The 21,360-nt window shown below is 65.2% G+C and carries 19 protein-coding genes; 9 read left to right on the forward strand and 10 right to left on the reverse strand.

Annotated features, from left to right (window positions below):
* Nucleotides 1-34 precede the first annotated feature (34 nt).
* Entirely contained in the window at nucleotides 35-1,864 is a 1,830-nt protein-coding gene (locus tag NTV05_05695; GenBank protein MCX6543890.1) for a M56 family metallopeptidase, read from the reverse strand.
* A complete protein-coding gene (locus tag NTV05_05700; GenBank protein MCX6543891.1) occupies nucleotides 1,861-2,253 on the reverse strand; it encodes a BlaI/MecI/CopY family transcriptional regulator in 393 nt (130 codons plus the stop codon). The genes NTV05_05695 and NTV05_05700 overlap by 4 nt, the downstream gene beginning before the upstream one ends.
* 73 nt (nucleotides 2,254-2,326) lie before the next feature.
* On the opposite strand from NTV05_05700, the gene NTV05_05705 reads away from it, so the two are divergent.
* Nucleotides 2,327-2,680: a DUF433 domain-containing protein gene (locus tag NTV05_05705; GenBank protein MCX6543892.1), complete on the forward strand. Its 354-nt coding sequence runs from the start codon at nucleotides 2,327-2,329 to the stop codon at nucleotides 2,678-2,680.
* A gap of 5 nt (nucleotides 2,681-2,685) precedes the next feature.
* Here NTV05_05705 and NTV05_05710 read toward each other — a convergent pair whose 3' ends face one another.
* From NTV05_05710 to NTV05_05720, 3 genes are read right to left on the reverse strand one after another with little or no spacing between them, the layout of a single operon-like run.
* On the reverse strand, nucleotides 2,686-3,105 hold the full coding sequence (locus tag NTV05_05710; protein MCX6543893.1) for a DUF86 domain-containing protein: 420 nt from the start codon (nucleotides 3,103-3,105) through the stop codon (nucleotides 2,686-2,688).
* Nucleotides 3,102-3,500, reverse strand: a complete 399-nt coding sequence (locus NTV05_05715; protein MCX6543894.1) for a nucleotidyltransferase domain-containing protein — start codon at nucleotides 3,498-3,500, stop codon at nucleotides 3,102-3,104. Before NTV05_05715 ends, NTV05_05710 begins: the two co-directional genes overlap by 4 nt.
* An 18-nt stretch (nucleotides 3,501-3,518) precedes the next feature.
* Nucleotides 3,519-3,977, reverse strand: coding sequence for a hypothetical protein (locus tag NTV05_05720; protein ID MCX6543895.1), 459 nt, complete (start codon nucleotides 3,975-3,977; stop codon nucleotides 3,519-3,521).
* A 154-nt stretch (nucleotides 3,978-4,131) separates the two neighbouring features.
* Between NTV05_05720 and NTV05_05725 the strand changes: the two genes are divergently transcribed.
* Nucleotides 4,132-4,509 (forward strand): hypothetical protein, encoded by a 378-nt coding sequence (locus tag NTV05_05725; protein MCX6543896.1) that lies wholly within the window; start codon nucleotides 4,132-4,134, stop codon nucleotides 4,507-4,509.
* Nucleotides 4,510-4,757: 248 nt separating this feature from the next.
* Here NTV05_05725 and NTV05_05730 read toward each other — a convergent pair whose 3' ends face one another.
* On the reverse strand, nucleotides 4,758-7,349 hold the full coding sequence (locus NTV05_05730; GenBank protein MCX6543897.1) for a protein kinase: 2,592 nt from the start codon (nucleotides 7,347-7,349) through the stop codon (nucleotides 4,758-4,760).
* 52 nt (nucleotides 7,350-7,401) lie between these two features.
* Between NTV05_05730 and NTV05_05735 the strand changes: the two genes are divergently transcribed.
* Together NTV05_05735 and NTV05_05740 are read left to right on the forward strand one after the other, a co-directional pair.
* A complete protein-coding gene (locus NTV05_05735) occupies nucleotides 7,402-7,617 on the forward strand; it encodes a hypothetical protein (protein ID MCX6543898.1) in 216 nt (71 codons plus the stop codon).
* Nucleotides 7,607-9,811, forward strand: coding sequence for a DUF5916 domain-containing protein (locus NTV05_05740; protein MCX6543899.1), 2,205 nt, complete (start codon nucleotides 7,607-7,609; stop codon nucleotides 9,809-9,811). Before NTV05_05735 ends, NTV05_05740 begins: the two co-directional genes overlap by 11 nt.
* Before the next feature lie 43 nt (nucleotides 9,812-9,854).
* Here NTV05_05740 and NTV05_05745 read toward each other — a convergent pair whose 3' ends face one another.
* Entirely contained in the window at nucleotides 9,855-10,010 is a 156-nt protein-coding gene (locus NTV05_05745) for a hypothetical protein (GenBank protein ID MCX6543900.1), read from the reverse strand.
* A gap of 71 nt (nucleotides 10,011-10,081) precedes the next feature.
* Between NTV05_05745 and NTV05_05750 the strand changes: the two genes are divergently transcribed.
* The 5 genes from NTV05_05750 to NTV05_05770 all read left to right on the forward strand — a co-directional run bounded on the left by NTV05_05750 (nucleotide 10,082) and on the right by NTV05_05770 (nucleotide 15,505).
* Nucleotides 10,082-10,366 (forward strand): TIGR04076 family protein, encoded by a 285-nt coding sequence (locus NTV05_05750; GenBank protein MCX6543901.1) that lies wholly within the window; start codon nucleotides 10,082-10,084, stop codon nucleotides 10,364-10,366.
* Nucleotides 10,353-10,871 carry a 4Fe-4S dicluster domain-containing protein gene (locus NTV05_05755; GenBank protein MCX6543902.1) on the forward strand — a complete coding sequence of 173 codons (519 nt, stop codon included), beginning with the start codon at nucleotides 10,353-10,355 and terminating at the stop codon, nucleotides 10,869-10,871. The genes NTV05_05750 and NTV05_05755 overlap by 14 nt, the downstream gene beginning before the upstream one ends.
* The gene (locus NTV05_05760; protein ID MCX6543903.1) at nucleotides 10,864-12,660 is read left to right on the forward strand and encodes an aldehyde ferredoxin oxidoreductase family protein; all 1,797 of its coding nucleotides are present in this window, start codon (nucleotides 10,864-10,866) and stop codon (nucleotides 12,658-12,660) included. Before NTV05_05755 ends, NTV05_05760 begins: the two co-directional genes overlap by 8 nt.
* Entirely contained in the window at nucleotides 12,657-14,048 is a 1,392-nt protein-coding gene (locus NTV05_05765) for an amino acid permease (GenBank protein MCX6543904.1), read from the forward strand. The genes NTV05_05760 and NTV05_05765 overlap by 4 nt, the downstream gene beginning before the upstream one ends.
* A 107-nt stretch (nucleotides 14,049-14,155) precedes the next feature.
* A complete protein-coding gene (locus tag NTV05_05770) occupies nucleotides 14,156-15,505 on the forward strand; it encodes a methyltransferase (GenBank protein MCX6543905.1) in 1,350 nt (449 codons plus the stop codon).
* A 5-nt stretch (nucleotides 15,506-15,510) separates the two neighbouring features.
* On the opposite strand, the gene NTV05_05775 is transcribed toward NTV05_05770, so the two are convergent.
* The 3 genes from NTV05_05775 to NTV05_05785 all read right to left on the reverse strand — a co-directional run bounded on the left by NTV05_05775 (nucleotide 15,511) and on the right by NTV05_05785 (nucleotide 21,349).
* On the reverse strand, nucleotides 15,511-16,383 hold the full coding sequence (locus tag NTV05_05775) for a hypothetical protein (GenBank protein MCX6543906.1): 873 nt from the start codon (nucleotides 16,381-16,383) through the stop codon (nucleotides 15,511-15,513).
* 76 nt (nucleotides 16,384-16,459) lie between these two features.
* On the reverse strand, nucleotides 16,460-18,208 hold the full coding sequence (locus NTV05_05780) for a YfhO family protein (GenBank protein MCX6543907.1): 1,749 nt from the start codon (nucleotides 18,206-18,208) through the stop codon (nucleotides 16,460-16,462).
* Nucleotides 18,209-18,235: 27 nt separating this feature from the next.
* Entirely contained in the window at nucleotides 18,236-21,349 is a 3,114-nt protein-coding gene (locus NTV05_05785; protein ID MCX6543908.1) for an efflux RND transporter permease subunit, read from the reverse strand.
* Nucleotides 21,350-21,360 lie beyond the last annotated feature (11 nt).

A 21,360-nucleotide genomic window follows, 5' to 3' on the forward strand; every position in this document is an offset into this window, starting at 1 on the left:
CCCTCGACACGGCACGCGGCGTACGCTCAGCGTCCTATCGCTCGCCATGCAGACGCTGGCGCACCCCCGGTGGCGACACCGCGCCCTCACCGGTCTGCGCCGGCTGATCGATCGGCTCGCGCGTGGCCTGCCCGTGCTTCGGCCTCCGCCGCCCACCCTCGACGACCGCCTCGCCCGCGCGTAGCGCCCCGCCAACACGCACCCCTTCCGCTGGGGGTGTCGACCGGGTCCGGCGCCCCGCGTCACAGCACACCACCATCTCCGTGGATACGGACGCCGACCGGCCCTCAACCGCGGTCCCACCACGCAGCCAAACGCGCCTCAACGGAAACTGGGGGTGGGCAAGCCCGGTGGGCGGCTTGATCGCCCATGTATCCCCATCCGCGAATGAGACCCGGACCACTCCAAGCAACGCCATCTTGCCCGCGTTGAGCGTGCGCTGCCAGTCCAGGAGTTCACCGATTCGAAGGAATTTGGTCTCCACTTCGCCGGACTCCCCAGGTGCCAGCGTCACGGGAATGGCTTCACTTGGGGTCAGAATCGCTGGTCCGGCCTCCGGCCGGCATTCCACGACAGCCAGGAAGGTCACGGCGGTCAAATGATGTTCCGAGACGTTCCGGAAACGGACGCGGGCAAACGCGTAGTCCAGGTTCGACGTCACCGAGATCAGTTTCACAGGTGAGCCGGGTTGCGATTCTGCGAATCCAAAGGACACGCCGCGCGGACCCGCTACCTGGCCTGACTGCGCAGCCGACTGTACGGCCTGCCGACGCAGGGACGGCTGCCGGTGGGCATCGACCGACGTCACCTGTTCGAGCGACGCCGCAAGCACAATCGCCCCGGTGGCGATCGTCAAGACGACTCCCGAAGCCACCGCCACGAACTTGCCTGGAGTGATCACTGGCATGACGTCTCCTTTCACGACGCGCCTGATTCTGGCGGCAAGACTCGGGGCCTGCTGGCCCATCGCTGCCGCCAACCATGTTCCGGAACTTCGACTCGCCAGCACGCCCAGCGCGCTCGCGTAGGCCTTGGGATCCCCGCACACCTGAATCGCTGCGTCGTCACAGCGTTGCTCACGCGCCTCCAACGCCTGCCTGGAAAGCCAGTGGGTGCCCGGACAGAAGAACAGGATGGCGCTCGATGCGGCCTGGATGACCGCCAGCCACGGGTCACCACGTCGCACGTGCTCCAACTCGTGAACCACGACTGATTCAAGTTGCTTCTGCGCCAGGCTGGCATCGACGTCGCGGGGCAACAGCAGCACCGGGCGTCTCCACCCGGCGACGGACGGAGCGTTGACCTCATCAGACAGGGCAACAACGATGGGCTGTTCCAGTTCTCTCAACCTCGCCAGTCTTCCGACGGCCTCGACAACTGGTCCCGACGTCACAGGCGTCGCCCTCTGTCTGATTCGCCAGCCGATCAGGACGCCGCCGACCAGTCGAATGGCCAGCAAGGCCACGCCGATCAGCCAGCCCGCGCTCACCCAACGCAGAGCCGGACTCAGGATGGCCACGGCGGATCGCGTGACATTGAATCGTGGACGTCCGGACGAGGCCGCGTCAGTAGCAACCAGAGAAGTCGTCGCGCCGTGCGCCACCGGCGCGGACGTCGTCGCTGCAGCAGTCGTTGAAGGGGGCACACGCTCGAGTCCCCACCATGTCGCCCCGAAGAGCAGCACGGATGCGACCAGCGCCCCGAGCGCGATGGCGTGACGCGGCGCCGGGGACCTTCCGCTGCGGGTGTGCAGGAAGATCCACATCCCCAGCGACAGGAGCGTGGTGTTGCACACCGCCAGCAGCAGCGCCCAGCCGAGCGCGTCAATGCGGCCGACAATGTCGATGAACGGAGGCCAGTTCACTTCTTCCCCTTTTCGACGTCGTCGAGGATTCCACGAATCTCGGCAAGCTCCTCCGCACGAATTCGTCTTCCAGCCAATGCGCTCTGGATGAGGCTCTGGGCAGATCCGTCGAAGACCTGATTTACCAGCGACCGCACGATGTGCCGCCGGGTTCGCTCTCTGGATTCGTTGGGTTCGTAGACGTGGGCGCGGAATCGCTCCGAACGCCGGACGAGTCTCTTGCGGTGCATGACCTGCAATTGCTTGAGCACCGTTGTGTAGCCGACGGTCTTAGTCGGCTGGAGCGCCTCGAACACCTCCTTCACCGTGCTGGGCCCCAGTCTCCACAGCACGTTGAGGAGTTCTATTTCGGCGTCGGTCGGAGTGGGGATTCGAGGTTCAGGTGCCATATGCACGGGAACATACTACGACACATGTCGTATGTCAACGGCGATTGTCGTACTCGGCGATGCGGCACTCCCGATGTGCCGAAGTAGCGGACGACGCAGTGGTAGGCACATCGGTGGGGAACTCCGCACTAACGGGCACCACTTGGCACCGCTGAGCACCGCATCACCACGCGAGTCCATTCGACATGTCGCGCATCATCCAGCGAATTCGCGTGGCGGCAGGTCCGAAATCGCGTGGCGCGACGTGACCGTACTGTTCAGCGACGTGCTGGATCTTCTGGCCGCCGGCCTGAACCGCGAACATGTGCTTGACGAGCTGCCTGATCTCCAGCCGGGGGACGTTGCGGCCTGTCTGCAGTTTGTGCCAGCAAGCGGCTGGACCATCCCGTCATTGCCGCGTGAACGTCCACAACCCCGGAACGTCTGACTACGCTACCGGGACAGCCAGGTGTCGACGCCGCGAAGGTACTCAGGGACGTCGTGCACGGCCTGACGAACCGCCTCGAACAGTTTCTGTGGGTCGATGTCGTCGTACTCGTGGGCTATTCGGTTTCTGAGGCCCGCGCAAGCGGCAATCCGCTGGCCACACTCGCTGGGGTAGACGCCCAACGCAGACAACTGGATGAATGACTGATAGTAATCGGGCGGCGGTGCCTGCCCCGATTCGGTGAGCAAGTGGTAGTTGATGTCGATCATTCTGCCCACCGCTCGCTCGATGTATCGTTCGGCGATGACCGCGTTGATCGAGGACTCGAGGAACACGTCGGGCGTCATGTCGGCGAGCCCCTGCAGAGCCTCGACGTCCTTCGTAATCAGGAGGATCTTCCTGGTGACCAACTCAGTGTCGATCATCGCGCGGCCATTCGCTGGAGAGAACGTCTGACATAGGATCGCTCGGCAGCCAGGAAACGCCGGTGATCCTGGTAACGTCTGAACGCATACATCTTCAGTTCGGCCAGCACGCGGGGCGAGCCATACAGCAGCTGGCATCGCTCGACTATCTTCTTCAGGAACAGCGGGTCGGCGTGGTTGATGACGGCGACATCAAGCTCCTGCCCGCGGTAGAGACCCTGGAGATCGACGCTGAGCGCGGCCACTCGCGCCAGCAATTCGTGATCGTCCTCGAACAACGCGGCGATGTCGAGATCGCTGTTCGCATGGGCGCGTCCAGACACGGTCGAACCATGTTGCACCAGCAGGCGCACGCGGTGGCGACTGGCAATCTCGCTCAAGCTTGCGATGTCCATGGGCGACCTTCGCGCCAATTATAGCCCGCGTACCGCTGTTTCGTACTTCCGTGCGGAACTCGATCCGCAGCCCTGCGCTACCCGGCTGCCGAACCGCCTGACCTCGAACCCGACGGCCTCGCGGCTGGTCTCTGCGTTGCCAGCCAGCCGCTGGATCAGCCAGTCATTGCCGCGCGAAATTCTGGGGCGGCGCTCAATTTGCTTAGGGTTTCGGTGCTTGAACGCCCGGAGCGTTAACGCCATCATCATCGGGTTGCCGGACACTTCGGCGCCGAGCCCGTCTTTTACCTCCGTCGCGACGAGTTCATCCGGAACAAACAGGCTGTCGGACGCCCGCAGGATCTCGCGGCCGCATTCAACCTCTTGCTGGCCCTGACATTCCGGTACAATACGGGGATGGATGCCAGCCGTGCCGCCGCTCGGCGCGCCCGGGTCACGGTTCGCCGGTTCGCGTCCACCGCGGACGCCGAGCGACACGACGCTGAATACTGGCTCACACAGCCTGCGTCGGAGCGGTTTCTCCAGGTCTGGCGACTGAGCGTCGATGTATGGCAGTGGCGGGGCGAGCGTCCGAATGAACCAGGACTTTGTCGATCTCTTGCAGTCGTTCATCGCCCATGACGTTCGTTTCATGGTCGTGGGCGCCTACGCGCTTGCGGTCCATGGTCGGCCGCGGGCGACCGGCGACATCGACGTCTGGATCGACGCGACCCCTCAGAATGCTGCCCGGACCATGTCGGCGCTGGCCGAATTCGGCGCGCCGCTTGGAGAGATTTCCGAGGCTGACTTTGCTGTTCCTGGCGTGGTCTACCAGATGGGAGTGCCGCCTGGACGTATCGACGTCCTGACCAGCCTGACTGGCATCACGTTCGCCGAAGCCTGGCCGGACCGAGTTCATCAGACACTGGGCGACATGAGCGTCCCCGTCCTCGGCCGCGACTCCTTTATTCGAAACAAGAGAGCAACCGGTCGCGCCAAGGATCTGGGCGATATTGAAGATCTGGAGTAAACGCTCCATCGTCTCTTTGCTCCGATATTCCTCCACTGAACCGTCATCCGAATCGTTCGCGCCAATTATGGCCCGCGTACCGCTGTTTCGCCCTTCCGTGCGGAACTCGATCCGCAGCCCGGCGCTACCCGACCGCCGAACCACCTGACCTCGAACCCGATAGCCTCGCGGCTGGTCCCCGCGTTGCCACACAGCCGCCGGATCAGCCAGTCATTGCCGCGCGAACATCTGGCTCCGGAAGCGCCGCGTCACCTCAGGCCCTCAACCACATAGAGATCTGAGAGACGCCGAGCAAAACTGTAGATGTAAGCCTCGCCGTCGGGCGTCACATAGTGGCTGTCGGGAGGCCAGACACCCGTCGCGTCCGCGGGGCCGATCTCTTTCCAGAATTCCCGCCGTCCGGTCGCCGGGTCCACGAGAAATACTCGGGTTCTGGGTCCTCCCGACCGCGCAAAGACGTAGAGCCAGCCGTCCTTGCTCCGTCCGAAGGACGTCTCGTTCGGTGAGATGCCGTGGATCGGTTTTGGATTGCCCTCCGTCAAGGACTGCAGAAACGGTTGTCCTGAAGAGTCTCTGACGACGATCCGTTCTTCAGCCAGCGTCAATCCCGCGTCCGAAATGCCGGTCAGCATTCCCTCTCCGAATGCCCTCGGCGTCCCGCCGGCGTTGATGTCCTGCATGTACATCTTCGGCGCTTCGCCGGGCTTCATGGCGCTGAAGATGATCGTCCGGCCACCCGGGCCGAAATACAGGGCCTGGTACGTGAGGGGTTCGGTCGGCAACTCTCTCGGCTGACCAGCCCCGGTGGGCAGCAGGACGATGCGCTGGCTTGGCGTTCCGTAGTGCGCGATGGTCAGGATCCACTTGCCGTCCGCCGACAAGTCGAAGGCGCTGCCGCTGCCGATCCGTACGGGCACTGAACCGTCCATCGCACGGAGGTACACGCTGTACTCGCTGCCGCCTCCCTCTCCCTGTTCGTTGAAGACCAGCCTTTTCCCATCGGTCGCCAGCTGTGCGGGAGCCGAGGTGTCCATCCAGGACAAGTCACGGTCCTCGACGGCCCCCGGCGCGCGCCCCCACAGCTCTCGGCGGCGCAGCTCCTGCGCCAGAAGAACACGGCCGTCCGCCCCGATGTCGAACAGATGAATGCCCGTCAGTGTCCGGAAGACGATCCGCTCCCGGCCAGAAAGCGTCACGGCGTAAAGGTCCTTTGCCAGGCCATTGCGTCCGCCGGCGAACCAGACCTCCTCCCCACTTGGCGACCAGGCTAGGCCGTTGGTCATCGTGAGTGACGTGGCGAGGACGGTCCGCTGGCCGCTGAGATCGACGATCGAAACGGCGCTCTTGAAGAAGCCAACCGACAGGATGTCCAAGAACGCGATCCTGTCTCCGCGCGGCGAGAAACGAGGATTGGCGATCAGCCCCCCCGTTTCGTACAGGACGCGACCGATCGGACACTCGAGCCTGGACTTTCCGTCGAGGAAGCGGACGACGGCGAGCTGCTTGCCGTCCGGAGACCATTCTGCAAACTGGACGGCCTCGGCGAGGTCACGTGCCGACCCGCCTGCAAGAGGCGCCCTCGCGAGCATCCCCTCCTGGGCGGTCGGTTGCGTGGCGATGAACGGAACAGCATTGCGCAGCAGCGCCATGTCGCCCGTGGCGGACACGGCCGCCAGCACCGTGCCGGGGAAACCGAGGGCGCGCGACTCTGTGCTGTCGAGCCGCGTCGAAAAGACCTCGTACGGGCTCCCGTTCCACGAGGCGCTGTAGACGATGGTCTGGCCGTCGGGGGCGAAGCGCGCCGCGTCAACCTGACCGTGTCGGTACGTGAGACGCGTGATCCTGGAAGGACCGGATGGCCCGCTCGATCGGCCGACGACGAACGCGGCCGCCAGCGCGGCGGCGACGGCCAGAACGGCCGCAATGGCCATCCATGGCCGCCTCTTGCGCTGGGTCACGGCCGCTGACGGCCCGGTCGCCACACTCGAGCCCGACATCGCCTCGAGGGCGAAGGCGACATCGCGCGCCGACTGGAAGCGCTCGTCGGGGTTCTTCTCCAGGCACCTCCGCACGATGCGATCGAGCGAGGGCGGGATGTGAGCGGCGGCCGTCGTCGCCAATTCCGGAGGGTCCTCTTTCAGCACCGCGCTCGCCGTGTCGGCCGGCGTCGCGCCCTGGAACGCGCGCCGCCCGGCCAGCAGTTCGTAGAGCACCGCCCCGAACGCGAAGATGTCCACGCGGTGATCGATCGGCTGACCGCGGATCTGCTCTGGCGCCATGTACCCGACCGTGCCCATGACCATCCCCGGTTCGGTCGACATGTTCCTCGTGGTCACCACGGTTGCATCCGCTGGCGCGGCCTGACGCTGCTTCGCGAGTCCGAAATCCAGGATCTTCACGTGCCCGTCCCGCGTAACGAACACGTTCTCGGGTTTGATATCGCGATGCGTGATCCCGCCCGCGTGCGCCGCCGCCAGGCCCGCGGCAATCTGCAGCGCGTACTCGACGGCCTTGCGGGGTGGCACGGCCGCGCCGCCCATCAGTTCCCGGAGGGTCTGCCCTTCCAGCAGCTCCATCACCGCATAGGGCGTGCCCCGCTCAACCCCGAAATCGTGGATGCCGAGAATATTGGGATGCGAAAGCGTGGCGACGGCCTGCGCCTCCCGCTCGAACCGTGCGAGAGCGGCCGGGTCCGTCGCGAGCGCCTCGGACAAGATCTTGATCGCGACCTCGCGCTCCAGCTTCGTGTCGCGCGCGCGATACACGGCTCCCATACCGCCTTCGCCGAGCGGGGACACGATACGGTAACGGGACAGCACGAGCCGGGCGGTCACAGACATCAGCGCCCTTCGATTCAGGTCGGCCAGACCGCCCGCGCGGCGGCGTGGCGTGGTGAAGAAGCTACCGGGGTTGGGTGAGAACGTCAAGTTCGGCGCCAAACCGGTGGCCTGTCTCGCCCGCAGCGACCTCGTCCGAAAAGCGCAGGCGGTCGGACGTCCCCAGGATCTGGTCGATATCGACGCGCTGATCCAGCCGGACGGTCCGGAGTCGCCGGCCACTGGTAAACTTCCGGCGTCGAAGTTCCGTCCAACCATACATGTCCCGTGATCTGCACCAGCTTGTGCCTGCTCTCGTCGCCATCTTCACGCTGGCCGTCCCCGGCGCCGTCGCCGCCGCCGATTCGCCGCCCCCGACGATGGTGTTGCGCTTTCTCGACAACCCCCCGAAGATCGATGGCCGCCTGGACGCCGGCGAGTGGCCCGCTGAGCCTCTGCCAACAGGCGAATGGGTCTCCTACAACCCTCTCTACGGCGAACGCCTGCCCCACCAGACCACGGTGTGGGTCGGGTACGACAAACGGTACTTCTACTTCGCCTTTCGCTGCTCCGATCCCGATCCGTCAAAGATCAAGACGACCATCGCTCGCCGCGACAACATGTTCAACGACGACTGGGTCGGTCTCAAGCTGGACGCCATGGGAAACGGTCAGACCTCCTACGACATGTTCGTGAATCCCAGTGGCGTGCAGGGCGATATCCTGACCAGCGCGGCGAAGGGCGAGAACTCGTCTGTGGATTGGATCTGGGACAGCGCGGCGAAGCTGACGCCAGACGGCTACACGGTAGAGATTCGAGTGCCGGTGCAGAGCCTTCGGTTCAAGAGCGGAGCCGACGTACCGATGCGCGTCCTGTTCTGGCGCCGGATCAGCCGGCTCGGCATGTCGGTATCGTGGCCCGACCTTCCCCCTGGCAAGTCCGCCTTCGAGCGAGAGGCGACGATGATGGTGCACGACTTGGCGTGGCCGGGTGTGCGCGAAGTGATGCCGGCCGTCACCGAGTCGGTCAACCAGACCCGTACCGCGCCCGATCAGTGGTCGGCTGCCGATGGGACGACCAACATCGGTGTCAGCGCGAAGCTCGGCATCACGTCGGCGGTGACGCTCGACGGCACCATCAATCCGGACTTCAGTCAGGTCGAAAGCGACAGCTTCCAGGTCCAGGTCAACCAGCGATACCCGGTGTTCTTCAGCGAGAAGCGGCCGTTCTTCATGGAAGGGATGGGCGTCTTCGAAGTCTCCGGCACCGGCGGTGACGGCAACATGGCGACCGCCGTCCATACCCGGCGCATCGCGGATCCGCTGTTCGGCGTGAAGCTGTCCGGCACGGTCGGCCGGGTGACATTCGGCACGATCAGTGCCTCTGACGACGCGGCGGGCCGGCTCGATCCGCAGTTCGAGGGGAAGCGCAAACTGTTCAACATCGTGCGCGCGACCTACAGTTTGGCGCCGAGCAGCTACCTCGGCGCCATCGTCACGGAGACCGACTTCGCGGGCGGCAACAACCGGGTCGCCGGCGGCGACATGTCGCTTCGGATTGGGTCCCATCAGCAAATCAACGCGACGGTGCTGCGGTCCTCATCAACCGATCCCGGGGCCGGGGCCTCGTCCCGGACTGGGGCGATGGCCCAGGCGAGCTACGCGTACGACTCGAAGCGAGTGGGATTTGCCACGCAAGTCGAACACTACGATCGGGACTTTCAGATGGATACCGCCTTCTACAACCGCACGGGGATCACGGGCGGCTGGATGTACGGCGGCCTGAACTTCTACCCGGACAAGACCCGCACGCCATGGCTAAAGAAGATCAATCCATTTGTGTTCCTGCAATACGTGCGCGATCGTGTGCAGGCGGGGCACGACAATCTGCAGGTCTTTGCCATCCGGTCGAACTTCACCCGCAACGGGAGCCTGCGAGCCGACGTCATCCACATACAGGAAGCCTGGGCGCATCGGGAGTTCGACCAGCGCTCGTTCCGCCTCCAGGGCAACCTGCAGATGACTAACTGGCTGTACCTCAGCGGCCAGGTCAGGGCCGGCAACGGCCTCTACTACGATCCGGTCGCCCCCTTTGTCGGTCCCTCGGCCATGCAGTCCGTCACTGTTCTGCTGCAGCCAAGCGCGCGCTTCGCACAAAACGTCTCTGTTCAACGCGTGACGCTGGATCGACCCGGCGGTGCCGGCCGCGTCTATGACGCCCGCGTCGTCAACACGAAGACCACGTACCAGTTCTCAGCCCGGTTCGCCGTCCGTGGAATCGTGCAGTACGACAGCGGGGACAGGCGGGTCCTTGGCGACTTCATGTCATCGTACGAGGTGAGGCCGGGGACCGTGTTCTACGCGGGATATGGAACCCTGTTCGAGAAGCGTGACTACCGCGAGCAGGCGTGGATCCCGGGCGAGGGTTCGTACCTCACCACCAGCCGCGGGCTCTTCATCAAGGCGTCGTATCTGCATCGCTTCTAGCGTCGAAATCAACCGGATGCCGGTCCATCGCGAGACCCTGGGGTCACGACCGGGCACACCGCATCCCAGAGCACGCCTGAACGACCGCAGCCCGAAAAGCCTCGAACAGCGGTGCGGAAGAGCCAATCAGCCCTTTTGACAGCTGCTTCAGCCAGGCCAGCGACGCCGCTACGATCGACGCGACAAGCAATCTGCGCATTCGACGCCTCCTTCTCCGATGACTCTCCGTCGAGTATGATAACCGTTTCGCAGCGACCAAGAGGAAACGGGATGGCCAGGATCAAGGTGTCGGTCGAACGTGTCGGCGGCTGCTGTAATCTGCCGATGATGGTCGGCGATTGTTTCTACCTCGACGGGTCGAAGCTGTCGGTTCCCGATGGGAAGTTCGTCTGCATGTGGGCGCTGCAAACCATGATGCCTGTCTTCCCCATCATGAACGTTCAGGACCGGCTGGAGCCCAGCCATTGGGTCCATGCCGTCAGCCACTTCACCTGCCCGGATCCGAAAGGCCAGGTCGTGTTCCGGCTGGAGAGGCTGGCTGATGATTCGGATTGACGCCAGCAAATGCACTGGCTGTCGCTGTTGCGAGGCAGCGTGCGCGTTTCACCATACCGGCAGCGGCGGCCGGCTTCTCTCTCGCATCCGGGTCGTCAATCTCTATGAGCTCGGCGTGGACGCGCCCGTCGTCTGCCCGCAGTGCGCGGAGCGTTACTGCCTCGCGTGCCCGGACGACGCGCTCACGCTTGGTCCGCTCGGCCAGGTCATCGTCTCGCCCACGTTGTGCTCGGAATGCGGTGCCTGCACCCGGTCGTGCCCGATAGGCGCGATAGAACCGGTGGACGGCATCGCGTACGTCTGCGACCTGTGCGGCGGACAACCCCGATGCGTCGACGCGTGCACGCAGGGCGCGATCGTTTTCGCGCCAGGGGCGGGCGGCAAGACGGTTCTCGCCTCGTTCAAGGTAGACAGCGAGCGGCTGGCGCCGAGTCACAAGCGGGCAATCTTCGTCCGGGCGCTCGGCCTGTCGGTACGCGAAACCTGGGGCGTGACCCGTGGCTGACGGTACGTGCGGCTACGGGGGCCGGATCCTCCGCGTGGACGTGACCTCGCGCCGGTTCGAGATCGAACGTCTGGATCCGCGGTGGATCAAAGACGTCATCGGCGGGCGCGCCGCCAACACGAAGCGGCTTGCCGAAGATCTCGATCCGGCGTCCGATCCGATGGGCCCCGACAATGTCCTCATCTTCGGGATCGGCCCGCTCACGGGCACGCTGCTGCCGGCGTCGGCGTACTACACGGTCACGGCGCGGTCGCCTCTGACCGGGATCCTGGGCGACTCGGCCGCGGGCGGCCACTTCGGCCCTGAACTCAAGTTGACGGGTTTCGATCAGATCGTCATCACCGGGTGCGCCGATGCCCTGTCGTACCTGCTCGTCACCGAAGACGGCGTGAAGTTCGTCCCGTGCCCCGAACTGGCCGGCCGCAACGTCGTCGAGACGACGGCCGCCATCCGTCAGGCCCATGGCGACTGGGACATCCAGGTGGCGGCGATCGGCGTCGCCGGAGAGAACCGCGTACGCTTCGCCGCGCTCGTATCGAGCGGCAATCGCGTGAACGGCCGCGCCGGGATGGGCGCGGTGATGGGGTCGAAGAACATCAAGGCGATCGCGGTGCGCGGCACGCGCCCTGTGCGTCTCCACGACCCGCTCCGGTTCCTCGACGAGGTGCGCAAGGTCCACCGCGCGATCCTCGATCATCCTGAGTACGAGAAGCGCCGGCGTCTCGGGACGACGATGCTGATGCAGGATCTCAACCGCGTCGGGATCTTGCCGACGCGGCATTTTCAAGAGGGCCTTTGCTCGTACGTCAACGAGGTGTCGGGCGAGACGCTGGCATCCACCTTCAAGGTCAAGAACAAGAGCTGCTACAACTGTCACGTCCATTGCTCGCGGTACTACGTCTGCGAGGGGGTCGAGGCCGAAGGGCCGGAGTTCGAGACGCTGTGCGGCTTCACGTCGCGCATCGGCAGCCGCAGCCTGCCGTTCGCGTTGGAGATGAACCGGACCCTGAACCAGTACGGGATGGATTCGCTGGCCGTGTGTGAAATCGTCGGCTGGCTGATGGAGTGCCAGGAGAAGGGCCTGGTGACGCCAGACGACGTGGACGGCATGCGGATCTCGTGGGGCGATTGCGACGTGGTGCGCCGGCTGGTTGAGCTGATCGCGCACCGGCGCGGGATCGGCGACGCGCTGGCTGAGGGCGCGACGCGATTCTCCAGGCGCTTCTCCGAAGCCGCGCAGAAACTGGTGATGCAGGTCAAGGGCCTGGACATCATCTGCGGCGATCCCCGGGGCATCAAGGCCTACGGCCTGACCTATGCGGTGGCGTCGCGGGGCGCCGACCACCTGCGGGCCGAGCCGTATTTCGAGCTGACGGAGCGATGGGAGGTGGCGCGGCAGAGATTCGGAACCGAAAAGGCTGCCGACCGTCTGGCCGAGGAGGGCAAAGCGGCGCTGGTCACCTACTCGGAGAAGATCGCGCTGCTCACCGACTCGCTCACGATGTGCAAGAACGTCGGCCTCTGCATGGACGTGATCAACCTCGAGAGCGCCTCATCGCTGCTGGCGGCGGCAACCGGCGTGCGGTACACGCCCGACCGGCTCGAGGCGCATTTCGGCGAGGCGGTGGAACGCGACTTGCGGCTGAACCGGCGTTTCGGCGTCACGAAGGCGGACGATACCCTCCCCGATCGATTCCTCTCTGAACCATTGACCGAAGGTCCTACGCGCGGCTCGGTGGTCGATCTGCCCAGGATGCTCGACGAGTACTACCGGCTGCACGAACCATGACGTCACCAGGCGATCGACTGGTCGAGCGCGAGGGCGGTCTTCAGCGGCAACTCACCCGGCGCCACATGACGATGATCGCGATGGGCGGCGCGATTGGCACCGGACTGTTCCTCGGCAGCGGGATGGCCGTCGGACAGGCCGGCCCGGCGGTGATCGTCTCCTACGTGCTGGGTGTCGGGCTCTGCCTGATCATGATGTATGCGCTGGCCGAGATGGCGGTGGTCCATCCGACAGCCGGTTCCTTCGGCGTCTATGCCGAGATCTACCTCAACCCCTGGGCGGGGTTCGCCGTCCGCTACACCTACTGGTTCGCGCAGGTCGTGGCGGTGGGGGGCGAGGTGACGGCCGCCGGCATCTACACGCAGTTCTGGTTCCCTGACGTGTCGCTCTGGATCTGGGTCGTCGCGTACTCGGCCGCACTCATTCTCGTCAATCTGACCGCGGTCCGGCTCTTCGGCGAGGTCGAATACTGGTTCGCGATGATCAAGGTCTCGGCGATCCTCGTCTTCGTCGTGCTCGGGACCGCGTATGTGTTCACCGGGTTCGGTGCGGTCGCGCCCGTCGGGCTCACCAACCTCTTCAATCCGGCGACCGGCGGATTCGTGCCGAATGGGGCTGCGGGGATCATGAAGGCGATGCTCGTCGTCATGTTCTCCTTCTACGGGATCGAGATCATCGCGGTGACCGCAGGCGAGGCGATGGACCCCGAACGCGAGGTGCCGCGCGCGCTCCGGAGCATCGTCATCCGCCTCGGCCTGTTCTACATCGTGGCGATCGCACTCGTGGTGGCGATCGTGCCGTGGCAGCGGGCGGGTCTGGCGGAGAGCCCGTTTGTGACCGTGTTCCGATCGCTCGGGGTGCCCTTCGCCGCCGGGCTCATGAACTTCGTCGTCCTGACAGCCGCTCTGTCGTCGATGAACACCAACCTGTACCTCACGGGCCGGATGTTGTTCTCATTGGCGCGCAGCGGATTCGCACCGGCGGCATTCGGCCGCCTGTCGCCGCAGGGTTCGCCGAGAAACGCGATTCTGTCCTCGACTGTCGGTCTGGCGCTGGCCGCGGTGCTGGCGGTGGAGTTTGCCAGCTCCGCGTATCAGTGGCTGTTCGGCATCGCGATCTTCGGGGGCATCCTGGTGTGGATCACCGTGCTGGTGACGCTGCTGGCGTTCAGGCGAACGCGAGCGAGGCAGGGACTGCCACCCGGCCGGGTCCGCATGCCCTTCTACCCCTGGCTGCCGCTTGTCGGAATTGCCGCGCTCCTGCTGGTCCTGGTGGACTGCTTCTTCGTCGGTCTGGGCATCGCATGGGTGGCAGGCGGCATCTGGCTCGCCGCGGTCTCGTTCGCCTACCTGGCATTCCGAGCGCGACGCGCCCGCCGCGCGGCGTAGGCGGGCCCCAACGCGACCTCCCGGCGCTTCACGGACGACCGCACCTTGCGCCACGTGTGGACGTGCCGGTTGAGTCCGCGTCGGCCAATCGCACATAATTACTCTTCATGGAACCATTTCGCTTTCACGTCTACGCGTGCGACCAGCAGAAGCCGGAAGGCGTACCGGGATGCGCGGCCCGCGGCTCGGCTGTGATGATCGACGCCCTCCGCAAAGAGATCGCGGCTCGCGGTCTCGTCAACCACGTTCAGCTGACCACGTGCGGATCACTTGGGCTGTGCGAGCGCGGTCCGAACCTGGTCATCTACCCCGATGGCATCTGGTACTCCGGCGTGAAGCCGGAAGACGTCCCGGAGATTGTGGAAAGCCATTTCCAGCAGGGCCGCCCCGTGGAGCGGCTCGTCAACCGCGACGCGTCGGCGCTCGAGAACGAGATTCGAACCAATCGCGACAAGTACTTCGCCGGCCTGCGGGCGCGCGATGCCGCCGGCGTCATGCCCGATGACCTGATGCAGACGATCCGCGGCTTCCAGGACAGCCGCGTCGTGCTGAGCGCGATTGAACTCGACGTCTTCTCCGCTGTCGGAGACCGGGCAACCGCCGCGCAGGTCGCGAAGACGATCGGCGCCGATGAACGTGCGACGGAGATGCTCCTCAACGCGCTCACGGCGCTTTGCCTGCTCGTCAAGAAGGACGGGGTGTTCAGTGTAACTCCCGCATCGAAGCGGTTTCTCACCGCCGGCGGGCAGAACGACGCCCGAGCCGCGATGATGCACTACATCGGCCTGTGGCAACGCTGGTCGACGCTGACCGGGGCGGTGCGTTCCGGAACAGGTGCCAAGGCCGATCGCGAAGCCGACTGGACGCGCTGGTTCATTGCCGCCATGCATCGGAACGCGTCGGAACGGTCCCGCGCGGTCGTCGAGGCCGTGGGCACCACCGGCGTCGCGCGCATGCTCGACGTCGGAGGCGGATCGGGCGCGTACTCGATCGCATTCGCGAAGGCGAGCAATGCCCTGCACGCCGAGGTGTTCGATCTCGATCCGGTCCTGCCGCTCGCCCGCAGCTACATCGCCGAAGCCGGTGTGGAATCGCGCGTGACCACCCGCCTCGGCGACCTTCGCCGCGACGCGTTCGGCGAGGACTTCGATTTGGTGCTGCTCTCGGCGATCTGCCACATGCTCGGCCCCGACGAGAACCGCGACCTGCTCAAGCGCTGCTTCGCCGCCCTGCGTAGCGGAGGCCGCGTCGTCGTGCAGGACTTCATTCTCGACTCGACGAAGACGGCACCCAAGGCGGCTGCCCTCTTCTCGCTGAACATGCTCGTCGGAACAGAGGCAGGCGCGAGTTACTCCGAGGATGAGTACCGGGCGTGGATGATCGAAGCGGGCCTCCGGGATGTGAGCCGGATCCGTCTCGTCGGCCCGACAGGTCTGATGATCGGCAGCCGATCCTGAACCGTCTACCGCTTCGGCTCCGGGCAGAACCCCGGCGCAAACCCACGGGCCCGTTCGCGGCGATCAAGGACCTCATCACCAGGCTGGACCGCCGGCAGGACGCCCAGACGCACGAGCACTGTGCGGTACTCATAGCGGAGGGTCAGCGATGCGGCCGGCGTGTCCTCCAGGTCGAGCGAGATGGCGGTCACCGCGTGGTCGATCGACCGGCCCATACCGGTCGCGGCGTACTCGGCCGACTGGGCCGCCACAGATGGCGCTGCACCCGGTGCCGCCTTCGCCGCCTCCGATCCACGCCGCGCCGCGGCTGCGTCAGCGGAGCCGGCGGCACCGGCTCCTTCCGCGTTGCGCGACGCTCCAGAGGGCGCCGCGCCCTCCCGCGACCGCGAGTCCCACGCAGTGACTGGCATCGGCTTCGGCAGCCGCTCGCGGAAATACACCGCCGAGATGACGCCGAGGTCCTCAATCCTGCCCAGGCTCGCGCCGTAGGAGCGCGCTTCGGTGGTGAACTCGAAGCGCCGCGCATCCGACAGGCTGGTCTGCCATCCGCTGATCACGACGGTTCCGTACGGCTCGATCACCCACTTGCGGGCGGCGGCGGCCGTCGTGTGGCGCGCGTCGATCGTGTTGAGGCCATCGACCGAGAGCGCGACGGCCACCCGGACGGGATACGGATTGGTCACGCGGATGGCGTAGGGCCGTCCCTTGAGCGCCTCGATGTACGAGGTTCCCCGAGCCGTGTACTGGGGGCGAGGCGCCCCGTCAACCAGGATGTCGATGCGGGCGGCCGGCACGAACGGCCGAGAGTCTGCGGTGAGCCGACCGGAAGCCAGGATCCCAAGAACCAGCGCCAAGGCGAGCGGAATGCGGTGCAACATATCGTCCTCCTGCATAGAGAACGATGTCGCTCCGAAATCTTGCAGGCCGGTCGGGGTGGGGCCAGACCCGATCCGTTCACCGTCCCTGCGCGATGGGTGCAGGCCGAAGGTGGAACAGGTAGTCCGCGTCCGATCTGGTGACCAGTTCCCAATCGGGGCTTGCCAGCGCCTCAGCAATGATCCCCGCCGCCAGGTCAGGATACCGGGCGCTGTGCAGCACGACATAGTCGACGCCCAGTGCACGAAAGGTCTGCGTGCCGTTGGGGCCGGGAAACGCCGCCATGTGACTGATCACGCGAGAATACCCCGGGGGCTCCGCGCGGCCGAACCCATTCACGATTGGGTGCCAGTGCACCGTCGAGTACAGGAGATAGTCGGCTGGCAGCGTCCACTCTTCGCGCCGGTCGCGGTGGGTAGGAAGCGACACGACTGCATGTGCGTCGAGCGTGGCCAGATAGAGATAGACGGGCGGTATCGGCTCAGGCTTCGGTTTGCCCAGCGGGAAATCCACGACGTACCATTCCGACAACATCACCGGGATCAGCAGGATGGTCGCGAGACGGCCCTTCCATCCGAACCTGTGGTGCAGCACGGTGGCGCCGGCACCGCCCAGCAAGGCCATCGACAACAAGAGTAATTCGGTAAAGCGGGCTGGGCACCTGAACGATGCCATAGACGGCACCCTGGCGAATAGATCGAATGGGTACCAACCTCCGCGTCCTTCTACGAACGCGGAAGACGGCCCGAGAGCCAGCAGGAGCGCCACCGCACCCAACGCCACCGAAAACACGGCGACAACCGGCGTGACTCCAGGCAGGCTCCGTCGCCGGATCGAAGGAATGGCGAGCACGCCGATGCCGATGCCAGCCAACAGCACTGCGACGGCGCCGAGGTACAGGGTCGTCTCGCCCCAGATCCAGCGCGGGCGGCCATCCCCGAGGCTGACCAGCCAACGTCCCATCCACGTGTTCAGCGGTGGATACAGCAGCGCCGTCAGATTGGCCGAGTACCTGGCTGCCTCTCCGAATCCCACGGCGGGCAAGGCCGAGTAGGGTCTGGCGAAGTAAGCAACAATGGGCAGCGTCGCGACGACGGCCACCAGGGACTGGCCTGCCAGCTTCAGCAAGCGCCGGCTGGGAGCCCCGGCGTTCGCCTGCCCGCGCCTCCCTCCCCACGTGGCGCCAATCCACAAGCATAGAAAGTACAGGGCGTTCGCCAGCAGAACCATGACGGCCATGTACCAGGAAGTCAGCACCTCGCACAGGATGGCCGCCGTCAGTGTGACCAGGCGAGGCCATGTCGGGCGAATGAACCACCGCTCGAGCGCAATGAGCGAGAGCGGAATCAGGAAGGCCCAGACCAGGTGCGCATGGGAATGCCCGTGCAGCATCCGGTAGTACGAGAATGCGTAGATCAGCCCGCCGGCCACCGCGGCCAGTCTGTCACGGACGTGGCGGTAGATCAGCGCATAGGCGGCCAGGCCGTTGGCGAACCACGACACCAGCAACACGATATTGAATCCGAGCACGGCGTTGCCGGTCGTGGCAAAGATGGGCAGCGTGAACAGGGACAGGCCAAACAGGTGCTCGTTGTAGGCGAGGCTCTGGACAGTCGGGTAGTAGTAGTTCGCCTGAAACAACGGCAGCCCGTGGAGCAGGGCGTGATTGTCCCACGCCAGCACCCACGCGCCAAGTCTCGCGTCGCCAGGATAAACGGCCGAACTCAGCTCGGAGAAGTTACAGAACGGCCCTGCCATGATGACGGTGGCAATGGCAAACACGGCGGCAACCGACAACCCGCGGAGGAACCGTGTCACCTGCTTCACACCTCGGGCATCGCGGGGTTGGCGTCCTCAGACTCCGCTTGCGGGACCATCGGCGGAGACGCCGAGTGCCGGGAGCGCCGACGCTTTCACGGATTTCCGATGATCCAGCCACGTCTGAAACCGCTCCATGTAGATGTAAAAGATCGGCGTCACGAAAAGGGTCAGCGTCTGCGACACAATCAGGCCGCCCACCACCGCGAGGCCCAGCGGCCGCCGCGCTTCGGAACCGGCGCCCCAGCCGAGCGCGATCGGCAAGGTGCCCATCAGCGCCGCCCCCGTGGTCATCATGATCGGCCGGAAGCGGACGCGGCACGCTTCGTAGATGGCCTCGCTGGCGCTCAGGTTGTCCCGGCGCCGCGCCTCAATCGCGAAGTCGATCATGATGATGCCGTTCTTCTTCACCAGCCCCACCAGCATGATGACGCCGACGAAGGCGTAGATGTTCAGATCGTGCTTGAACAGCAGCAACGTCAGCAGCGCCCCGAAGCCCGCCGCGGGAAGGCCCGACAAAATGGTGAGCGGGTGGATGAAGCTCTCGTAGAGGATGCCGAGCACCACGTAGATGACGAAGATCGCGAGCGCGAGTACCCACCCCAGGCCGGTCATCGAATCCTGAAACGCCTGCGCCGTGCCCTGGAAGCTGCCCGCCACGGTGGCCGGCAGCGTGTCGCGAGCGACGGCCTGCACACGCGCCACCGCGTCGCCCAGCGCGACGCCCGGCCGTAGATTGAATGACAGTGTCACCGACGGGAGCTGGCCGGTGTGGTTGACCGACAGCGGTCCAACGGTCTGACGCGTGGAAACGATGGTCGAGAGCGGTATGAGCTTGCCGGCGGCCGTCTGCACGTACAGCATGGACAAGGCGGCGGGATCGCGCTGATACCGTGGCGCGACCTGCAGGATGACCTGGTATTGATCGTCGGGCGCGAAGATCTGCGACACCTGCCGCGATCCGTACGCCGAGGTCAGCGCCAACTCGACCTGGTCCACCGTGAGGCCGAGCGTCGCAATCCGGTCGCGGTCCAGATCGACGGTGATCTGCGGGTTGCGGATCTGCAGATCGGACGTCACGTCTTCGATACCGTCGATGGATCGCAGCGCGCCTTCGAACCGCGGCGCCGAGCGATACAGTTCCTCGGTGTCCGGATCCTGCAGCGTGTACTGATACTGGCTGCGCGTCATCATGCCGCCGATGCGAATCGCCGGCGGATTGGTCAGAAACACCCTGATGCCCGGGATGCGGGCGAACTTCGGCCGCAATGCCTCGATCACCCGGTCGGCGTCGAGCGATCGCTCGGCGCGAGGCTTGAGGTCCACGTTCAGGCGGCCGCCGGACCCGAACACATTCGCGGTGTAACCGGCGACGTTGTCATCGCCTGCCAGGACGTTCATCACGTCCTTGACGCGGGCGACGCTGGCCTCGAACCCGAGTCCCTGCGCGGTCTCAATCTGGCCGCTCAGCTGGCCGGTGTCCACGCTGGGAATGAACCCCATCGGGATGATCGTGAACAGATACACGGTGCCGGCGAGCACGAACCCCAGCACCACCATGGTGGTGCCCTTGAATCGGATGGTCTGCCGCAGCGACCACGAGTAGCCCCTCAGCCACCCGTCGAACATCCGCTCCATCACGTTGTAGAAACGCCCATGCCGAATCGCGTGGGGCGCCTTCAGGAACCGGCTGCAGAGCATCGGCGTCAGCGTCAGCGACACGAGCCCGGACACGAGAATGGCCGCACCGATCGTCACCGCGAACTCGTGCATCAGCCGGCCGACGACGCCGCCCATGAACAGCACCGGAATGAAGACGGCGGCCAGCGAGAGCGTCATCGAGATGATCGTGAACGCGATCTCCTTCGAGCCGTCGAGCGCGGCTTGCAGCCGCGGCTTCCCCATCTCCATGTGCCGGACAATGTTCTCCAGCATGACGATGGCGTCGTCGACGACGAACCCGACCGAGAGCGTCAGCGCCATCAGCGACAGATTGTCGAGGCTGTAGCCGAAGACGTACATCACCGCGAAGGTGCCGACGATCGAGAACGGCAGCGCGAGACTGGGAATGATCGTCGCCGACACGTTCCGCAGAAACAGAAAAATGACGAGGACGACGAGGCACACGGTCAGCAGCAGCGTGAACTTCACGTCGTCGACCGAGTTGCGGATCGGCACCGACCGATCGCTCCGGACCCTCAGCTGGACCGATGCGGGAAGCTGCTGCTCGAGTTGAGGAAGCAGCGCCTTGATGCGCTCGACGACTTCGACAGTGTTGGTGCCAGGCTGCCGCTGGATCGCGAGGTAAATCGTCCGGGACCCGTTGTACCAGCCGGCGTTGCGCTCGTTCTCGACGCCGTCGTAGACGTGCGCCAGTTCGTCCAGACGGACCGCGCTCCCGTTCCGATACGCGACCACGATCGAGGCGTATCCTTCGGCGTTCAGCAGCTGTCCTGCGGCCTGGATGACGTAGTTGCGGTCGGGCCCGTACAGCGTCCCGGTCGGGCGGTTGACGTTCGACGAGGCAATCGACTGCGCCACCTGGTCGATGCCGATCTGCCTGGACGCGAGCTGCTGAGGATCGACATCGACGCGCACGGCATACTTCTGCGACCCGAACACATTGACCTGCGCCACGCCCGTGATCATCGAGAGGCGCTGCGCGAGGAGGTTCTGTGCATACCGATCGAGCTGCGAGAGTGGCAGCGTGGACGAACTCAGCGTCAGGAACAGCACCGGTGAGTCTGCGGGATTGACCTTCTGGAACGACGGTGGCGAGGGCATCCCCGGCGGCAGCTGTCGCTGTGCCCGCGCAATCATCGACTGGACGTCCTGGGCCGCCGCGTCGATCGACCGGCTCAGGTCGAACTGAATCGTGATATTGGTGCCGCCTTGCGTGTTGCTGGAACTGATGGAACTGACGCCCGCAATGGTCGAGAACTGCTTTTCGAGTGGCGTCGCGACCGAGGCCGCCATCGTCTCGGGACTGGCACCCGGCAGATTCGCGTTCACCTGGATCGTCGGAAAATCGACGGTCGGCAGATCGTTCACCGGCAGCAGCCGGTAGCCCATCACTCCGAAGATCAGGATCGAAAAGACCAGCAGCGTCGTCGCCACGGGGCGACGGATGAAGGGTTCCGCAACGTTCATGATGTCCTCAG

This window comes from Acidobacteriota bacterium, assembly GCA_026393755.1.
Lineage (GTDB): Bacteria > Acidobacteriota > Vicinamibacteria > Vicinamibacterales > JAKQTR01 > JBAXOX01.

Coding starts and splice junctions, on each gene's coding strand:
- NTV05_05715 (MCX6543894.1), bottom strand. CDS start 3,500: ATGGACATCGCAAGCTTGAGCGAGATTGCCAGTCGCCACCGCGTGCGC.
- NTV05_05700 (MCX6543891.1), bottom strand. CDS start 2,253: ATGGCACCTGAACCTCGAATCCCCACTCCGACCGACGCCGAAATAGAA.
- NTV05_05765 (MCX6543904.1), top strand. CDS start 12,657: ATGACGTCACCAGGCGATCGACTGGTCGAGCGCGAGGGCGGTCTTCAG.
- NTV05_05725 (MCX6543896.1), top strand. CDS start 4,132: ATGGTCGTGGGCGCCTACGCGCTTGCGGTCCATGGTCGGCCGCGGGCG.
- NTV05_05745 (MCX6543900.1), bottom strand. CDS start 10,010: ATGCGCAGATTGCTTGTCGCGTCGATCGTAGCGGCGTCGCTGGCCTGG.
- NTV05_05775 (MCX6543906.1), bottom strand. CDS start 16,383: ATGTTGCACCGCATTCCGCTCGCCTTGGCGCTGGTTCTTGGGATCCTG.
- NTV05_05710 (MCX6543893.1), bottom strand. CDS start 3,105: ATGATCGACACTGAGTTGGTCACCAGGAAGATCCTCCTGATTACGAAG.
- NTV05_05705 (MCX6543892.1), top strand. CDS start 2,327: ATGTGCCGAAGTAGCGGACGACGCAGTGGTAGGCACATCGGTGGGGAA.
- NTV05_05730 (MCX6543897.1), bottom strand. CDS start 7,349: ATGTCTGTGACCGCCCGGCTCGTGCTGTCCCGTTACCGTATCGTGTCC.
- NTV05_05740 (MCX6543899.1), top strand. CDS start 7,607: ATGTCCCGTGATCTGCACCAGCTTGTGCCTGCTCTCGTCGCCATCTTC.
- NTV05_05785 (MCX6543908.1), bottom strand. CDS start 21,349: ATGAACGTTGCGGAACCCTTCATCCGTCGCCCCGTGGCGACGACGCTG.
- NTV05_05770 (MCX6543905.1), top strand. CDS start 14,156: ATGGAACCATTTCGCTTTCACGTCTACGCGTGCGACCAGCAGAAGCCG.
- NTV05_05755 (MCX6543902.1), top strand. CDS start 10,353: ATGATTCGGATTGACGCCAGCAAATGCACTGGCTGTCGCTGTTGCGAG.
- NTV05_05750 (MCX6543901.1), top strand. CDS start 10,082: ATGGCCAGGATCAAGGTGTCGGTCGAACGTGTCGGCGGCTGCTGTAAT.